Consider the following 16793-nt stretch of genomic DNA (forward strand, 5'->3'; position numbering starts at 1 on the left):
TCAATCCTTCTCCGTGATCCTCGCTCGCGCATTTTCGAGCGCCGCGATCGTCTCGTCGAGCGGACGCGCGACGGTCATGATCAGATCGGCGATCGCTTCGACGTCGTCGAGAGAGACGTGCGGCAATCGCGACGGCGCGCCCTCGGCGAGATCGCTCGCCAGCGCGACGATCGTCTCGTCATGCGTATGGAGGAAAGGCTTGCCGTTCGCGGCGCGATGAATTTCGATCTTGGCGAGGGGCTCCGTCTTGAAACCTTCGACCAGCACGAGATCGACAGGACCGAGCAGCCGTAACAGCTCGGCGAGGCGCGGCTCGGGCGCGCCTCGCAATTCATGCGTCAGGGCCCAGCGGTTGGCCGAGGAGACGAGAACCTCCGTCGCGCCGGCCTCGCGGTGAAGCCAGGAATCCTTCCCCGGCTTGTCGACGTCGAAATTATGATGCGCGTGCTTGAGCGTCGAGACCGTGAGGCCGCGCGCGCGCAGCAGAGGGATCAGCTCGACGATCAGCGTCGTCTTGCCGGCGCCGCTCCATCCGGCGAAACCGATCACGCGCATGGCCGTTCGCTTTCCGCTGCATCGCCGCCGGCGAATCCCATCACGCCCAGCTCCTTCCGCACGTCCTCTCTGCCGAGAGCCTCGACGAAGGCCCGAACGGCTCTGTCGCCGCGTCGGCTCTGCGGGATCACGAAATCATAATGCTCGGCGCCGATCGGCAGAAAGCCCAATCCATAAGCCTGCGCCACAGGTTCGATCGCGACGCCCCAATCGGCCCGATGCTGCGCGACCGCCGCCGCGACGGCGTTATGGGAATTCGGCTGGTTCCAATAGCCGTTCGGCCGCTTCGAGCCGATCAGCCGATCGATCATGATGCGCGTGCCGGCTCCCTGATTGCGGTTGACCATGAGGCACGCGGGATCGGCGATCGCCGCAGCGATCGCCTCCTCGACGCTGCGCCCCTCGAAACGCGCGTCGCCGGCTCGAAAGACGAGGCCCTGCATGCGTCGCCAGCCGTGGACGAGACACTGCTCCGGCCCGAGAAAGGGCGCGTTATAGACGCCGGTCTTCTCGTCCATGAGATGGATCGGCGCGACGTCGCATTCGTTCCTCCTGGCGGCGGCGAGCCCGCCCATGCTGCCGATCGCCACGACGCGAACGGCGAATCCCATCTCGGCCAGCGCGTCGATGACGATTTCGAGCCCCACGCAATGCGAGCCCATGATCACGAGATCGGGAACGCGCAGCTCGGGGTCGAACAGCGTCACCTTCGCGCGCGCGCCCTCTTCGAGATGGTCGGCGAGCGCGTCGATCGCCAAAAAACCGTCGGCGCGGGCGAAGCCAGAGACCGCGCCGGAGCCCTTGCCCAGCGGAAAGGCCTTCAGCCCCTCCGCGCGTTGCGTCAACGCCACCATGACGAATTCCGTCCGGCCGAGGTCGGAGAGGATGCGGAACGGCGTCGTCGCCTCGACCGACTCGTTGCGACGCGCGGCGAGCCCGCTCATCGCCCTTATGACCGGCGCGACGAAATCATGGAAGGTGAACATGGCGGAGGTCGGAAAGCCCGGCAGGATGACGACGGGCTTGCCGTCGACGACGGCGAGGCACAGCGGCTTTCCCGGCTTCAAGGCGACGCCATGAGCCACGATCCCCGGCGCGCCGAGCCGCGCCACGACGCGATAGGTCAGATCGCCGGCGCTTTTCGACGTGCCGCCGGAAAGGATGATCGCGTCGCACTCGGCGAGCGCCTCGCGGAGCGTCGCTTCCAGCGCCGCCTCCTCGTCGCGGACGATGCCGAGCATGATCGGCTCGCCGCCGTTCTCCCGCACGGCCGCGGCGATGATCGGCGCGTTGGAATCATAGATCGCCGCCGGCCTCAGCGCTTCGCCCGGCTGGACGAGCTCGTCGCCGGTCGAAAGGATCGCCACGCGCGGCCGGCGATAGACCGGCACGTTCGCGAGACCGCAGGCCGCCATCATGCCGATCTCGCGCGAGCCGATCCGGCATCCGCGCCGCAACAAGGTTTCGCCCCGCGCTATGTCGGCGCCGGCGAAGCCGATGTTCTGGCCCGGCGTCAGCGCGCGCCGGATCAGGACGTCGCCGGCGTCGCCAGGATCGGTGTGCTCGACCATGCAGACCGCATCGGCGCCGCGCGGCAAGGGGCCTCCGGTCGCGATCGACGTCGCGGTTCCGGCCGCGACTTCGAGACGCGGGGCCGTTCCGCAAGCGATCGTCTCGGAATTGACGCCGAGGCAGGTGGGCGCCTGCTCGTTCGCCTGCGCGACGTCGCGGGCTCTGACGGCGAAGCCGTCGACCAGCGCCCGGTCGAAAGGCGGAACGTCGATGGGCGAACGAAGCGTGCACGAGGTCACGCGGCCGAGACTTTCGCCGAGCGCGACGGTCTCTTCGCCGAGCGGCCGCATCGCGAGGCAGGCGTAGAAACGCGTCATCGCCTCATCGCGTGAGAGCACGATGAGGAATTGCTCCTGCGCCGTCGTCGGGATTCTGCTGGAGCCGTCGATCTTGCTCATGCGATTCGAGCCGATGTCGACAAGAGTTGCGCGGCGACGGTCTGGCCGGCGGCGAAGCCTTCGGACTGCGGCCCGGCGAGAAGCCAGGCGTCGGCGTTGGCGATCGCCGAATAGGGAATGTCTCCCGTCGCCAACGGTTCCCATTCGCCATCGCCTGCAACGCGGCGCAGCAGGATCAATTCGCTCAGCCCGGGCGCAGAAACGATCTTTCGGGTCAAAGGCAAGCTCACCGCCGCATCTCGAAACGTCGCGCCGGCGAGCCGACGAAGACACGGGCGGATAAGCAAGAGCCAAGCCGCCAATGCCGATTCGAGGCGCGGGCCGATGAAGATCACCGGGATTTCGGATCGATGGGGCGCTCCTGACGAGGCATGGACGACGCAACTCGTCGCCTCGCCGGGACGGATCGCGATACGGGAGAAGAGAGCTCTTCCTCGCTGCAAGAAAAGCTCGCGCCATCCGCCAGAATCGACGACCAGGACGAGATCGGCCGGTGTCGGCCCCATGATCTCCGAGAGATCGAGTTGTTCCGATGCGCCGATCGCCGGGGTCGAGCAATCTGCGCCCTCGCGCTTCGCCAAATCCGCCAGCCAGCTCCCGACGGCGTCGGGCGCGACGATATGAATCTGCGGGATGCGCAGCAGCGCGTCTCTCACGCCGGCGGCCTGCATGAGAGTGATGTGCCGGGCCTCCAGCACGGCGCCGGCTGCGGCGATGATCTCGCCGCGACTGAAATCGCCGCCCGCCGCGCGCACGCCTTCGCCGGGCGCGATGGCTCCCAATATCTCGAAGCCTCCGGGCCGATCGGACGCATTCGGAAGCGGCAGGACGGCGTCGGCGAAATCCGGCAGCGCGTCGCCGGCTGCGACGCGCCGGAAAGCCGAGCTCGCGAATGCGGGCGCGTAGGACGACGCTCCCAGCGTATCCTCTGCTTCGACCGCCCATCCTTCATCGAGCGCCTGCGACGAGGACGGCGTCGCAGCCGGCGCCGCGACGGCTTCCGCGGCGACTCGACCGAGGGCGGCCGCAGTCTCGACGCGTCGTGGTGGAGCCGGCGGAGTCCAATCCGCGAGCGCAGAGATGGCTTGCTCCAGCGACAAACGGCCGACGTGGCCGCCGTTCATGGACATTCCCTCCTGATCAAAGCCGCTCACGCCTCTGATACGCGCCGAAAACCGGCAGCATCTCGTCAGCCGAAGAATAGCGTCGACGCAAGAACATGTTCTGTCGGGCCTCTGAACCGCGAGCTGTCGAGCGGCGTCCATCGAGCCATCGCCGGCTCACGTTTCGGCGACGATCTTTCCGATGTCGTGGATATCATACCCGCCGATGTTCTCGCCGCGGGAAATCGCCCATGCGCTGAAACGAGGAAGGCGTGAGACCGCCTCGCGGCGTCGATTGGACGCCTTCGACGATCGACGGCGACAAGAAGCGGCATCACGGAATCATTCTCGATGAACTGCATGCAGGCGTCGTCGTGTGGAACCGACGAGCGCTTGAAGTCGCCTCGAGCACGGGGCGTCTATTTTCTTTTCCGAGGCGTCGTGCAAGCGCGAAGGCGAAGGCCCACCGTCGATGGGAGCCGACGATCTGCGCGCCGGCGCGCCAATGCCCGCGCCGCGCAGCGCGAATTTCGACAGGACTCGAGTCCACCCCTCGATCGCGGCCCAGCCTCTCTTTCGGCCGAGGGCCGCCGCCTTAATAACCACTTAATTTTCGTCCCGTTACGACAGAGCTTGGTCGGAGCGCTGAGGGGCGGTTGGCGTATGCGTGTCTTGCTGGTCGAGGACGATGGCATGATCGGCCGCGCGATTTGCGAGGGCTTGGAGCAGGATCATCTCGTCGTCGACTGGGCGCGGGATGGCGAACACGCCAGATTGGCCTTGGCGACGCCTAACAATGGCTACGCCGTCCTGCTGCTCGACCTGGCGCTTCCGCGGCTCTCGGGCCTCGAGCTGCTCGCCGAGCTGCGCCGGCAGGGCAATGCCCTCCCGGTGCTGATCCTGACAGCCCGGGACGCGGTGGCGGACCGGGTCAGGGGCCTGAACAGCGGCGCCGATGATTATCTGGTCAAACCTTTCGACCTGGAGGAACTGGTCGCGCGCATCCACGCCCTGGCCCGCCGCGGCGCGGGACGCGCCGCGGCCGTGATCGAATACGGTCCGATCCGTCTCGACCCCATCTCCCACGAAGCATGGCTGCAGGGGCATGCGTTGGATCTTTCGCCCCGAGAATTCGCCTTGCTTCACGCCCTGCTGGAGCCGCCGGGCGCCGTCCTGTCCCGCAGCCGGCTGGAGGAACGTCTCTACGGCTGGGATCGGGAAGTCGCCAGCAACGCCGTCGACGTTCATCTTCACAATCTCCGCAAGAAGCTCGGCGGAGAGACCATCGTCAATGTGCGCGGCGTGGGATTTCGAGTGGCGAAAGTATGAACGCCTCGATCCGGCGCCGGCTTCTTCTCTGGCTCTCCCCCGCCTTGCTGCTGACGGGATTGGCGTTCGCCGTTCCGACCTGGTTCAGCGTGCGCGAAGAGATCGACGAGCTCTTCGACAAGGCGTTGCGCCAGGCCGCCTATTCGCAATTCGACCGCGCGGCGCTCTCGTCCGATTCCGCAACCACGCCGTCCTCCCTCCTTCCGACGGTGGGCGAGGTCGATTTCATCACCCAGGTCTGGGACCGGGACGGAGCGTTGCGACACAGCTCGCACCCTTTTCCGCCCCTGCCGGGCGAGACCCGCGAAGGCTGGTCCGATGTCGAATGGCGCGGCTCGCCGTGGCGCGTGTTCACCTTGAAGACGGCGGATGGCCTGATCCAGACCGCCCAGTCCCATGGCGAACGCCGGGACACTGCGAAAGAGATCGCCCTGCGCCTGCTCACGCCGGTGCTGGTCCTGCTGCCGGCGGCGGCCGGACTGGTCCTGTTCGGTCTCGATCGCGGTCTCGGCCCTCTCCGGATCATTGTCGAGGCGGTGCAAAGGCGCACGCCCGAGGCCCTCGACCCTATTCCCGACGATGGTCTGCCGCGAGAGGTCGGCGCGCTGGTCGGGGCCTTGAACGACCTCTTGTCGCGCCTGAACCGGGTTCTGGCGGCGCAGCGGCAGTTCATCGCCGACGCCGCGCACGAACTCCGCACGCCGCTCGCCGCCCTGTCCCTGCAGGCCCAAGTGGCCGAGCGCTGCGACGATCCGGACCGGAAAGCCGCCGCCCTCGCGACGCTCCGCCAGGGCATCGCCCGCGCCAACCATCTCGTGCATCAGCTGCTGACCCTGGCTCGGCTCGATCCCGAGGCGATGCAACGCCAATTTGTGCCGCTGCGCTTGGACTCTCTCGCGCAGGCCGAGGTGGCCGGTCTCGCGCCGGTGGCCGCCGACCGCGGCGTCGATCTGGGACTCGAGGCGGCGGAGCCGGCGATCGTCGTGGGGGACGAAGCGGCTCTCGCGATCTTGCTGCGCAATCTCATCGACAACGCCATTCGCTATTCGCCCGCCGGCGGCCGCGTGGATGTCGAGGTGAGAACCGATCGCGATGGAATCCGCCTGGAAATCCGCGACGAAGGCCCCGGCGTCCCGCCGGAGGAAAAGCGGCGCGTGTTCGATCGCTTCTACCGGGGAGCCGGCGCCGCGGAGCCGGGCAGCGGGCTGGGGCTCGCCATCGTCCGTTCCGTCGCCGACTGGCACGGCGCCAATGTTCAACTCGAGGACAACAAGGAGGGACGAGGCCTCGTGGTCCGGGTCCGCTGGGATGGGGCGACGCCATGACGCCACGGAAATATCGGCGAGCGGCCCTGTGGTCCTGCGCCTGCCTCCTGTCCGGAGGCTGTGCGGTCGAACATCTCGACGACGTCGGCGAGGTGTCGGCCGAACTGACGGCGCGCGCGGGGCGCCGCCTCGGCGATGCGAAGGCCGGGGAATTGACATGGCCTCCGGGCGTTTCGCCCGCCGACGGCCTGTCCGAGGACGAACTCGTAGCGTTGGCGCTCTGGAACAACGCCTCATTTCGGGAGAACCTCGCCGATCTCGGACTGTCGCGCGCCGATCTCGCGCAGGCCGGCATGCTGCCAAATCCGACCTTGTGGACATTGCTCCCGGGCGGCGTGAAGCCGTTCGAACTGATGCTCCGCTACCCGGTCGAGGCGCTCTGGCTCCGCCCCGCCCGGATGGAGATCGCAGAGCTGGACGTGCAGCGCACGATCCAGCGACTGGTCCAGAACGGGTTGGACCTGATCCGCGATGTGCGCGTGGCCTGCGCGGAGCTCGCGTCGGCGCGCGAGCGGGCCGAGCTCGCCGGGACGACGGCGAAGCTCGCCCAGGACGTCGCCGAGCTCACCCGCGCGCGGCTCCGCGCCGGCGACGCCACGGAGCTCGAGACTGCGAGCGCTCTGGCCGACGCACGCCAAGCGAAGGAGCAGCAGGACCGTTTGCGGCGCGAAGCCGACATCGCCGGCGAACGATTGCGCGCGCTGGCAGGACTGGCTCGGGAGCATTGGCCGGCCAAAATCGTCGTCGATCCGCTGTCTTCGGCCGCGCCGGGCGATCCGGAAGCCCTGGTGCGAGACGCTCTCGCCGCGCGTCCCGACCTGCGGGCGGCCGAACTCGGCGTGGAGGCGGCGGGACAGCGCCTGGGGCTCGCGAAGGTCGAGACGTTCACCGTCACCGGCATTTTCAGCGCCAAGGACGTCAATCAGCAGACGGTGTCGGGGCCGGGCATCGACATCGCCGTGCCTATCCTCAACCAGAACCAGGGCGGCATGGCCCAGGGGCAGGCGCGGCTCGAAAAAGCCGCGCGGTTCTATGTCACCGTCCGTGACCGGATCATGCTCGAGGTCCGCGAAGCGGCCGCGCGTTTCGCCCTGGCGAAGCAAAGCCATGATCAATGGCGCAACGGGGTCCTGCCGCTGCTGGCCACCGCCGCGCAACGCGCCAAGCGGGCTTATGCGGACGGCCATGTGACCTTGCTGTTCGTGTTGGACGCCCAGCGCAAATTGGCCGATGCGCGCTTCATGGCGGTCGGCGCGGCCGCCGACCTCCGCCGCGCGCGCGCCGAGCTCGAACGCAGTATCGGACGCGGCCTCTCTCCACCTTCTCCGAGTTCGAATGTTCGCACATGAAATATTCATATCTACGATCTTGCAGACGAATGTCCTGGGGCCTCGCCATCGTCGCGTGCCTCGACCTCGCGGCCGCCGAACCGGCGCCGGCTCGGGTCGAGAAGCCGATCAAGGAAGCAGAGCTGACGAAAGTCACGCTCACCCCTGAAGCGGCGCGGAGGCTCGGGCTGACGACCGCCCTGGTGGTGTCGCGTGTTCTGCCGAGGACGCGGATATTCGGCGGCGAAATCACCGTGCCTGCGCCGGCCGGGACCCCGAGCGGCGGACAGTCCGTGTTCACCATCCTGCCCGTGCTGTCGCCGGCCGAACAGGTGCGGCTGGCGCAATCGCAGATCGAGGCGGACGGGCAGGTGGAGCAGGCGCGCGTCCAGTTGGAAGGGGCGCAGCTGGCGCTGCGCCGCGCCGAGCAGATGCGGCGGGACAAGGTGGGCACGGAGCGATCGGTCGACGAGGCGCGCGTGCAGGTCGGCCAGGCGGAAGCAGGATTGCGCACGGCGGAGGCGCGCCGCGGTCTGCTCGGTCCGGCGATATTGGAGGCGTCGAGCCCGGCCGAAGTCTGGGTGCGGGTCCCCGTCTATGTGGGCGATCTTCCGAAGATCGATCGGAACGGGACCGCTCGCGTCGGAGGGTTCGGCGGCGGCGCGGGCGGACTTTCGGCGGTTCCGGTCGACGCGCCGCCATCCGCCAATCCGGCGGCGTTCACCGTCGATGTGTTCTATCGGCTGGCGAATCCGGACCGCGCCTTCCGCCTCGGCCAGCGGGTCGGCGTGACCGTTCCGCTGCGTCAGGAGGGCGTGGCGCTGGCCGCCCCATGGTCGGCGATCGTGTATGACGCCGAGGGAGGGACCTGGCTCTACGAGCAGACCGACGCGACGACCTTCGCGCGGCGGCGGGTTCAGGTCGAGCGCGCGGTCGACGGCATGGCCGTTCTGGCCAGCGGGGTGCGGCCCGGCGCGCGCGTGGCGGCGACCGGCGCCGCCGAATTGTTCGGCGTCGAGTTCGGGGTCGGCAAATGATGCGCCGGCTTATCGCCGCCGCGCTTCGGCAGCGGGTCCTGACGCTCGCGCTCGCCGCGCTCCTGATCGTGTTCGGCCTCCATTCCGCGCGCGTGACGCCGCTCGACGTCTTTCCCGAATTCGCGCCGCCGATCGTGGAAATCCAGACCGAAGCTCCAGGACTTTCCGTCGAGGAGGTCGAGAGCCTCGTCACTGTGCCTCTGGAGAGCGCGGTGAATGGGACCGCGGGGCTGAAGACGCTCCGCTCCAAGTCGGTGCTCGGCCTGTCTTCGGTGGTCTGCCTGTTCCGGGAAGGCTCCGACCTCACGCGGACGCGCCAATTGGTTCAGGAGCGGGTGGCTCTGGTCGCGCCGCGTCTGCCTGCCGTGGCGCGCGTTCCCGTGCTCATGCCGCCTCTCTCCTCCACGAGCCGGATGATGAAGATCGGCGTCTCGTCGCCGACCCTTTCCCAGATGGACCTTTCGGAGCTGGCGCTCTGGACGATCCGGCCGCGGCTGATGGCGGTTCCGGGAGTCGCCAATGTGGCGATCTGGGGCCAGCGGGACCGGCAGCTCCAGGTGCGCGTCGACCCGGACCGGCTGGCCGCCCAGGGCGTGAGCCTGGACGCGGTGGTTCGCGCCGCCGGCGAGGCGGCGGCGGTGACGGCGGGCGGGTTCCTGGACACGCCCAATCAACGATTGCCGGTCCGCCATCTCGCGCCCGTGCGGACGCCGGAGGACTTGGCGCGCACGGTGGTGCAGTTCGCCGGCGGGGTTCCGCTGCGGCTCGGGGACGTGGCGGAGGTCGTGGAGAGCCATCCTCCGCCGATCGGCGATGCGGTCGTCAACGACGGGCCGGGCCTTCTCCTGATCGTGGAGAAGCAGCCTGCGGCCAACACGCTGGAGGTCACGCGCGAGGTCGAGGCGGCGCTGGAGGCGCTGCGGCCGGGCCTCGAGGGCGTGGCGATCGATGCGAACATCTTCCGTCCGGCGACCTATATCGAGCGGGCGCTCGATCGTCTGACCCATACGCTGGCGATCGGCTGCGCTTTGGTGGCGATGATCCTGGTCGCCTTTCTGTTCGAATGGCGCGCCGCGCTCATCAGCATATCCGCCATCCCCTTGTCTCTGCTGGCGGCGGCCGCGGTGCTTCATCTGCGCGGCGGCGCGCTCGACACGATGGTCCTGGCCGGGCTCGCCATCGCGGTGGGGGAGGTCGTGGACGACGCCGTCATCGACGTCGAGAATGTGCTGCGCAGGCTGCGGCAGAACGAGCTGGCGGAGCGGCCCTCGTCGCCCTTCCGGGTGGTGCTCCAGGCCTCCCTCGAAGTGCGCAGCGCCGTCGTGTTCGCCAGCCTGATCATCGCCCTGGTGTTCGTGCCAGTATTCTTCCTCGACGGCCTCGCCGGCGCATTCTTCCGGCCGCTCGCCTGGTCCTATCTTCTGGCGATCCTCGCCTCTCTGGCGGTGGCCCTGACCGTCACCCCCGTCCTGTGCCTGACGCTCCTGCCCGGCGCGCCGCGGCGGGACGGCGACGCCCCGCTCGCCCGTTTCCTGAAGCGGCGCTACCGCGCCGCGCTGCCCTGGATCATCGACCGTCCCGCCGTGGCGGTCAGGACGCTTCTGATTGCCTTCGCGCTCGCCGGGCTCGCGCTGCTCCGGCTCGACCAGGCCTTCCTGCCGGATTTCAAGGAGACCGATTTTCTGATGCACTGGGTGGAGAAGCCCGGGACCTCCCTCGAGGCCATGCAGCGGATAACCGAGCGCGTCAGCCGGGAGCTGCGGGCCATTCCGGGCGTTCAGAGCTTCGGCGCGCATATCGGCCGCGCGCAGGCCGCCGACGAGGTCGTCGGGCCGAACTTCACGGAACTCTGGATCAGCGTCGACCCGAAAGCGGACTATGACGCGACTGTCGCGCGCATCAAGACGGTCGTCGACGGCTATCCCGGCCTCTATCGCGACGTGCTGACCTATCTTCGGGAACGTCTCAAGGAAGTGCTGACCGGGGCCAGCGGCGCCATCGTGGTGAGGCTCTTCGGCCCCGATCTGGCGGCGCTCCGGGAGAAGGGCGAGGAGATCGCCCGGGATCTGGCCGGCGTGCGCGGCGTCGCCAATCTGAAGGTGGAGCCGCAGTCCCTGACGCCCCAGGCGCAGATGCGGATTCGGCCCGATGCGGCGGCGCTGTTCGGCCTGACGGCGGGGCAGATCCGGCGGGCGGCGGCGATCCTGACGCAGGGCGCGAAAGTCGGCGAGATCTATCGGGATCAGAAAATCGTGGAAGTGGCCGTCTGGGGCGATGAGCGCGTCCGTCACGACCTCGCCGCGTTGCGCGAGGCGGTGATCGACACGCCGTCGGGCGCGCGCGCGCCGCTCGGCGACGTCGTGGATTTCGAGATCGCCCCCGCGCCCAACGAGATCAAGCGCGAGAACGCCTCCCGCCGCCTCGACGTGACGCTCGACGTGGCCGCAGGCGCCGATCTCGGCGCCGTCGCGCGGGAAGTGGAGGCGCGGGTCCGGGCGCTCCGCTTCTCGCCGGGACACCATGCCGAAGTCATCGGCGAATATGCGGCGCGCCAGTCCGCTCGCGATCGGCTGGCGTGGCTCGCCGCGGGTTCGCTGTTCGGCGTGTTACTGCTGCTCTACGCGGATTTCCGTTCGCTCCGGCTGGTCGCGCTGACGGCGCTCACGCTGCCATTCGCCCTGATCGGCGGAGTCGCCGGGGCCTGGCTCGGCGGCGGCGTGCTGTCGCTCGGATCGCTGGTCGGCTTCGTGACCGTGCTGGGAATCGCCGCCCGCAACGGCATTCTGCTGCTGAGTCATTATCGGCGCCTCGAATTGCGGCAGAACATCACGTTCGGCCGCGAGCTCGCCATGCGCGGCGCCGAGGAGCGTCTCGCCCCCATCTTGATGACGGCGAGCTGCGCCGCGCTGGCCCTGCTGCCGCTGGTCGTCCAGGGCCTGGTTCCGGGCCAGGAGATCGAATATCCGATGGCCGTGGTGATCCTCGGCGGCCTGTTCACATCGACGATCTTGAATCTTTTCCTGGTTCCGGCGCTGTATGCGCGCTACGCCAGACCGAAAGTCGACGATGTCGCTTCTCCATGAAGTCAGAATATCGGACGTCAGAATATCGGCGGAATCTTCGGTCGGCGCGAAATCGAGTTCGACCGTCGTCACCGGCGCGGCGTCCAGCGTAGCAGGCGCGCGCTGGCGCTCTCTGGGGCCGAGCACAACGTGCTCCGATCGACGACGGAGCCATCGTGGCGTGGCGGCGCCTCGAGGGGCATCTGCAGCTTTCGACCGATAATATGAGCCTACGAAAACTCGATCGCCGCGATCGCGCCGACAGCGTCCCGACGGTTCCGAACAGACAGACCAAATCGGTTTCGATCCGCAATGGCTTTCGCGATCGCAAGTCCTAAACCAGCGCCTTCGACATCCGGCGGCGCGGCTCGAAAGAACCTGTCGAAGATAAACGGGAGCGAGCTTTCCGGGATTCCGCAGCCGCTATCGACGATCTCGATTACGGCGTGCCGTGCGTTCAGCTCGGCCGTGATGGTGACCGATCCGCCCGAAGGCGTATAACAGATGGAGTTCTCGATCAGAATTCGCAGGAGGAGCTCCAGATCGGCTCTATCCCCTTTGATTTTGATGTCCTCATCCAAATTCACAGCCATGGTCAAATTCTTGGCTTCCAGGATAGGGAAACAATCGCCGACAACGACACGTATGACGTCGCAGACGCTTATCGATTGTTGCTCGCTCGTCGAAGGCGATTCCGCCCTGGCCATTCGGAGAAGCTGACCGACCAGCCTGGTTCCACGCCCGATCCCGTCTCGGAGTTCAGCCACGAGGTCCGGGAAGGGACCAGCCAGATTTTGCCCGAACAGATTGTCCACCTGAAGCTGAAGCGCGGCGAGAGGAGTTCTGAGCTGATGGGCCGCGTCCGCGACAAAACGGCGTTGGGTCTCGATAGCATGTTGTTGTCGGATGATCAGGGAGTTCATCGCGCCGATCAGAGGAACAATTTCGGTCGGAACACCATCCGGACCGAGGACATCTCTCGCTTCGATGCTTCTCTTTTCGAGTTCCGCGGAAAGACGGCCCAGTCCCTGCAGAACCTGATTGACCGACCAGCCGATCAGAAGCCATGCCAAAGGAATAGCGAGCACAAAGGGCAGCGTCGCGCCTATCGCTGCGCGAGTGGCGATTTCGTCCCGTGCGCTCCATCGTTGGGAGATCTGCACGACGAGTTGATCATCGCTCGCATTGTAGGTCCTCCACGCTTCATTGTCGGCGATCACGTCGAAGTAACCTTCGCCCGGCTGACGCGGAATACTGTTTTCCGGCCCGGAAGCATAAATCAGCGCTCCGGAGCGTTCCCACATCTGAACGACGAGCCTGTCCTCGAGTTCGTGATCATGTCTGCGCCTCACGTCTTCTTTCAGCCCCTGGCCCGCATTCATGGCGACCTCGGCCAGCTGAACGTCCAGAAACTTGTTCGCCTCGCCCTTGGCCAGGACATAAGAGGTCGACGCCGTGGCGAGACTGACGATCGTGAGAAGCAACGTCATCCTCACGATCAGGGTTCGACGAACGGAGCTCATGGGCCGTCCTTGGTCACCATCCAGCCCGCGCCGTAGACATTTCGTATGATGTCTTTGCCGAACTTCTTACGAAGGACGTGGATGAGAACGTCGACAGCGTTGCTCTGAACTTCTTCTCCCCATCCATAGATTCGCTCCTCGATCTGACTGCGCGACAAAATAGCGCCCGGTCGCTTCATCAGCGCATACAGGAGCGAGTACTCACGCGCTGTGAGAACGCCCTTGACGCCACGAAATGTCGCAAGACGCGTGGACGGATCGAGAATGATTTCGTTGCTCACCAACAACGAATGCGCTTGCCCGTTCATGCGGCGGAGAACAGCCCTGATTCTCGCCAACAACGCGTGCAATGAAAAAGGCTTGACGATATAGTCATCCGCTCCGAGGTCGAGGCCGTCGACCATGCTTTCCACGCCGTCGCGGGCGGTGATGATCAATATGGGAACTGATCCACCGGCTTTACGTGCGGCCCTGAGAACATCAAATCCCGAAATGTCCGGAAGTCCGATGTCGAGCAGCACGATCGTGTGTTCGGCCTGTTCGAACGCGGCATATCCATCGCGCCCGTTTCGCACCCAGTCGACGGTCATGGCGTTATCGCGCAGCCCTCGGACCAACGCCTTTCCAAACATTTCATCATCTTCGATCAAGAGCGCGCGCATGTTGCCGTTTTCGTTCTCTCGAGAACGCCGGATCCGTTTGGAGCCGCCCCTCTCGCATTCCGTCGATCGATGTGCAGCAAGCCGAAACGATCTCCCGAGCTCGATATGTCGGCGCCGGTCGACCGACCCGATGCGCAACGCGAACCGTCGATTGGGCCGCCGGATAGGAACATTATATCAGCCCGCGCCGGCAGGCATTTAGAATGATTGTAACTTGATCCTAACTGTGTCCTAATTTTCCTGCCGACATCTGCACCGCAGCGTTCCGTAACGAAAGGGCGCGAAGCTGCCGTGGTTCGAAGCACGGAAATAAAAATGGGGTGCAGGATGTCTTCAACGCAAACGGCCCAGAGCAACAGCCGACGAATGCGGTCGGCGCTTCTGATTTCCTCGAGTGCGATCCTCTGCCTGTCGGCGTCGGAGGGTCTTGGTCCCGCTGCTGCGCAAGAGAGCCCACCCGGCTCGAGCACGTTGCCGCCGGTCACCGTCGCGCCGCCGGTCACAGTAGGCAGGCCGGCCGAGCACGTCGGCCATGCGCCGCGCAACGCTTCGCCACGGCGACTGATTTCTCGTCGGCCGCCGCGAGTCTCGGAACCGGCGCGAGTCTCGGCGCCGGCCCCACAATTCCCTGTCGTCGACAGTCAGGATGCGCGCTCGGGCCAGCAGGGCTACATCACACGAAGCCTGTCGACCGCGACGAAGACCAGCACGCCTCTCATCGACGTTCCCCAATCGGTGTCGGTGATCACGAAGCAATTCATCCAGGATCAAGCGTTCACATCGATCGGCCAAGCTGTTCGTTACGTGCCGGGGCTCATTCCGCATCAGGGCGAGTCCCATCGCGACGACCTCATTATCAGGGGGCAGCGAAGCAACGCCGATTTTTATGTGAACGGGATACGCGACGACGTTCAATATTTCCGTGATTTCTACAATCTTCAGCGATTGGAGGTCCTCAAAGGACCCAATGCGATGATTTTCGGACGCGGCGGCGGCGGCGGCGTGGTCAACCGCGCTCTGAAGGAAGCGGATGGCGTGACCATCAGGGAAGTGACAGTCGGTGGAAATTCTTTTCCCGGTTTCAGAACATCGGTCGATGTCGGCCAAGCCGTGAATGAAAATGTGGCCGTGCGATTCAACGCGTTCTATGAGAATACCGAAAGCTACCGCGACTTCGTGCGCCTGGAACGCTATGCCTTCAACCCGACTATCACCTTCGCCCCGACGGGTAGCACGACGATCAAGCTGAGCTATGAGTACCTGCACGACTGGAGAGTGACCGACCGAGGCATTCCGTCTCAACAGCGACCCGGGGGTACGCTTCCGCAGTATCCTTATCCGACTTCGAGAGCGACCTATTTTGGCAATCCGGATCTCAACTATGCCGTGGCGGACGTCCATATCGCCACAGGCGTCGTCGACCACGATTTCGGCGGAGGCCTGTCGATCAAGAATTCGTTACAGTTCGCGAACTACGACAAGTTCTATCAGAATATCTATCCGGGCGGCGCCGTGAATGTGGGCGGAACGTCAGTGAATCTGACCGCCTACAATAATGAGACGGATCGCCAAAACATCTTCAATCAAACGGATCTGACCTACAAGTTCGAGACCGGCCCGGCGCGGCATACCGTGATTCTGGGCGGCGAAGTCGGCCATCAAAATGGTTTGAGCTATCGGCAGGACGGCTACTTCAACTACAATCCGGCGCAGACGACTCTTGCGGTATCTCCGTTCGGCCCCGTGACCTACGCGCCTGTGACATTCCGCAATATTGCATCTGGCGCCAATAATACGTACGGGCTCGATCTCGGCGCTGTCTACCTCCAAGATCAGGTGGAGCTCACCCCGTTTCTCCAGTTGATCGGCGGCGTTCGATTTGATCATTTCGACCTGCAATCCCGTGATCGGCGTACGGGGGCCGTGCAGACCAGAGCGGACAATTTCGTCTCCCCGCGCGGGGGAATCGTCGTGAAGCCAGTGGAGAATCTATCGATTTACGGAAGCTATAGCGTGTCCTACCTGCCCAGCGCGGGCGATCAGTTCAGCACACTGACTCCCGGTCTCGTGGTCGCCGCGCCTGAGAGATTCGAAAATAAAGAAGTCGGCCTGAAGTGGGACATACTGCCAAAGCTGCAGTTCACGACGGCGTTCTATGATCTGGACCGCACGAACCAGCGTTTGCCCGACCCCAACAATGCGGGATTTTTCATTCTCAGCGGCGCGACAAAGACACGGGGAGTCGAGGTCGGCCTCACCGGCTATGTCACCGACGATTGGCAGATCTCGGGCGGCTATGCGCACACCGAGGCCAAGATCGAGAGCAATACGTCGGCGTCGATCGTCGCGGGCAACCGCGTGGGGCTCGTCCCTTACAACACATTCTCGCTGTGGAACCGCTATCAGTTCACGCCGATGTGGGGAGCTGGCGTCGGAGTGATCCACTACACGGATTTTTTCGCATCGTCCGACGACATGGTGAACATCCCGGGGTTCACGCGGGTCGACGCCGCAGTCTACTTCAACCTGAACGAACAGTGGAGAGCGCAGCTCAATATCGAGAACCTGTTGGACCACCGTTATATCGCCACCGCGGACGGCAACAATAATATTACGCCGGGGGCCCCACGAACGTTCCGCTTTTCCGTGACAGCGAACTTCTGATTTCCGAAAGGTCGGGCGGTCGTCAAACGCCGCCCGATCCATTCTCGTCGACTTCGCGCCGGCGGTCACGACGTCACCGTCCAGCTCGACGGGCTTGTTTTCGAGCCGGACGTTCGCCACAGGCCGAAGCTGTCGCCGTGGCGCATCGAGCTTGCGCCGAGCTTTGGACCGTCGACCGGCGCGCAGCGGCGGAATTCGAGATCCACACTTATTTCGATCTCGCTTGGTCGATCGC

The 16793-nt window shown here is 65.5% G+C and carries 11 protein-coding genes; 6 read left to right on the plus strand and 5 right to left on the minus strand.

Annotation, left to right across the window (positions count from 1 at the left end; translation table 11 throughout):
- From mobB to AC6IW9_RS02850, 3 genes are read right to left on the minus strand one after another with little or no spacing between them, the layout of a single operon-like run.
- Positions 1 to 555 (minus strand): molybdopterin-guanine dinucleotide biosynthesis protein B, encoded by a 555-nt coding sequence (gene mobB, locus AC6IW9_RS02840; protein WP_497768920.1) that lies wholly within the window; start codon positions 553 to 555, stop codon positions 1 to 3.
- On the minus strand, positions 546 to 2525 hold the full coding sequence (locus AC6IW9_RS02845; protein ID WP_497768923.1) for a molybdopterin biosynthesis protein: 1980 nt from the start codon (positions 2523 to 2525) through the stop codon (positions 546 to 548). The genes mobB and AC6IW9_RS02845 overlap by 10 nt, the downstream gene beginning before the upstream one ends.
- Complete coding sequence (locus tag AC6IW9_RS02850; RefSeq protein ID WP_497768926.1) at positions 2522 to 3649, minus strand: molybdopterin-binding domain-containing protein; 1128 nt, start codon at positions 3647 to 3649, stop codon at positions 2522 to 2524. Before AC6IW9_RS02850 ends, AC6IW9_RS02845 begins: the two co-directional genes overlap by 4 nt.
- Before the next feature lie 642 nt (positions 3650 to 4291).
- On the opposite strand from AC6IW9_RS02850, the gene AC6IW9_RS02855 reads away from it, so the two are divergent.
- From AC6IW9_RS02855 to AC6IW9_RS02875, 5 genes are read left to right on the plus strand one after another with little or no spacing between them, the layout of a single operon-like run.
- Positions 4292 to 4957, plus strand: a complete 666-nt coding sequence (locus AC6IW9_RS02855; RefSeq protein ID WP_497768929.1) for a response regulator — start codon at positions 4292 to 4294, stop codon at positions 4955 to 4957.
- Positions 4954 to 6282, plus strand: coding sequence for an ATP-binding protein (locus AC6IW9_RS02860; protein WP_497768931.1), 1329 nt, complete (start codon positions 4954 to 4956; stop codon positions 6280 to 6282). Before AC6IW9_RS02855 ends, AC6IW9_RS02860 begins: the two co-directional genes overlap by 4 nt.
- Entirely contained in the window at positions 6279 to 7631 is a 1353-nt protein-coding gene (locus tag AC6IW9_RS02865; RefSeq protein ID WP_497768934.1) for a TolC family protein, read from the plus strand. The genes AC6IW9_RS02860 and AC6IW9_RS02865 overlap by 4 nt, the downstream gene beginning before the upstream one ends.
- A gap of 29 nt (positions 7632 to 7660) precedes the next feature.
- Positions 7661 to 8647 (plus strand): efflux RND transporter periplasmic adaptor subunit, encoded by a 987-nt coding sequence (locus tag AC6IW9_RS02870; RefSeq protein WP_497768937.1) that lies wholly within the window; start codon positions 7661 to 7663, stop codon positions 8645 to 8647.
- Positions 8644 to 11730 carry an efflux RND transporter permease subunit gene (locus AC6IW9_RS02875; RefSeq protein WP_497768940.1) on the plus strand — a complete coding sequence of 1029 codons (3087 nt, stop codon included), beginning with the start codon at positions 8644 to 8646 and terminating at the stop codon, positions 11728 to 11730. The genes AC6IW9_RS02870 and AC6IW9_RS02875 overlap by 4 nt, the downstream gene beginning before the upstream one ends.
- Positions 11731 to 11939: 209 nt before the next feature.
- On the opposite strand, the gene AC6IW9_RS02880 is transcribed toward AC6IW9_RS02875, so the two are convergent.
- Both AC6IW9_RS02880 and AC6IW9_RS02885 read right to left on the minus strand, forming a co-directional pair.
- Positions 11940 to 13232, minus strand: coding sequence for an ATP-binding protein (locus AC6IW9_RS02880; protein ID WP_497768942.1), 1293 nt, complete (start codon positions 13230 to 13232; stop codon positions 11940 to 11942).
- Positions 13229 to 13894, minus strand: coding sequence for a response regulator transcription factor (locus tag AC6IW9_RS02885; protein ID WP_497768945.1), 666 nt, complete (start codon positions 13892 to 13894; stop codon positions 13229 to 13231). The genes AC6IW9_RS02880 and AC6IW9_RS02885 overlap by 4 nt, the downstream gene beginning before the upstream one ends.
- A 366-nt stretch (positions 13895 to 14260) precedes the next feature.
- Between AC6IW9_RS02885 and AC6IW9_RS02890 the strand changes: the two genes are divergently transcribed.
- Entirely contained in the window at positions 14261 to 16558 is a 2298-nt protein-coding gene (locus AC6IW9_RS02890) for a TonB-dependent siderophore receptor (RefSeq protein ID WP_497772407.1), read from the plus strand.
- The last annotated feature ends 235 nt before the right edge of the window (positions 16559 to 16793 follow it).

The organism is Methylosinus sp. shoA, from assembly GCF_059718125.1.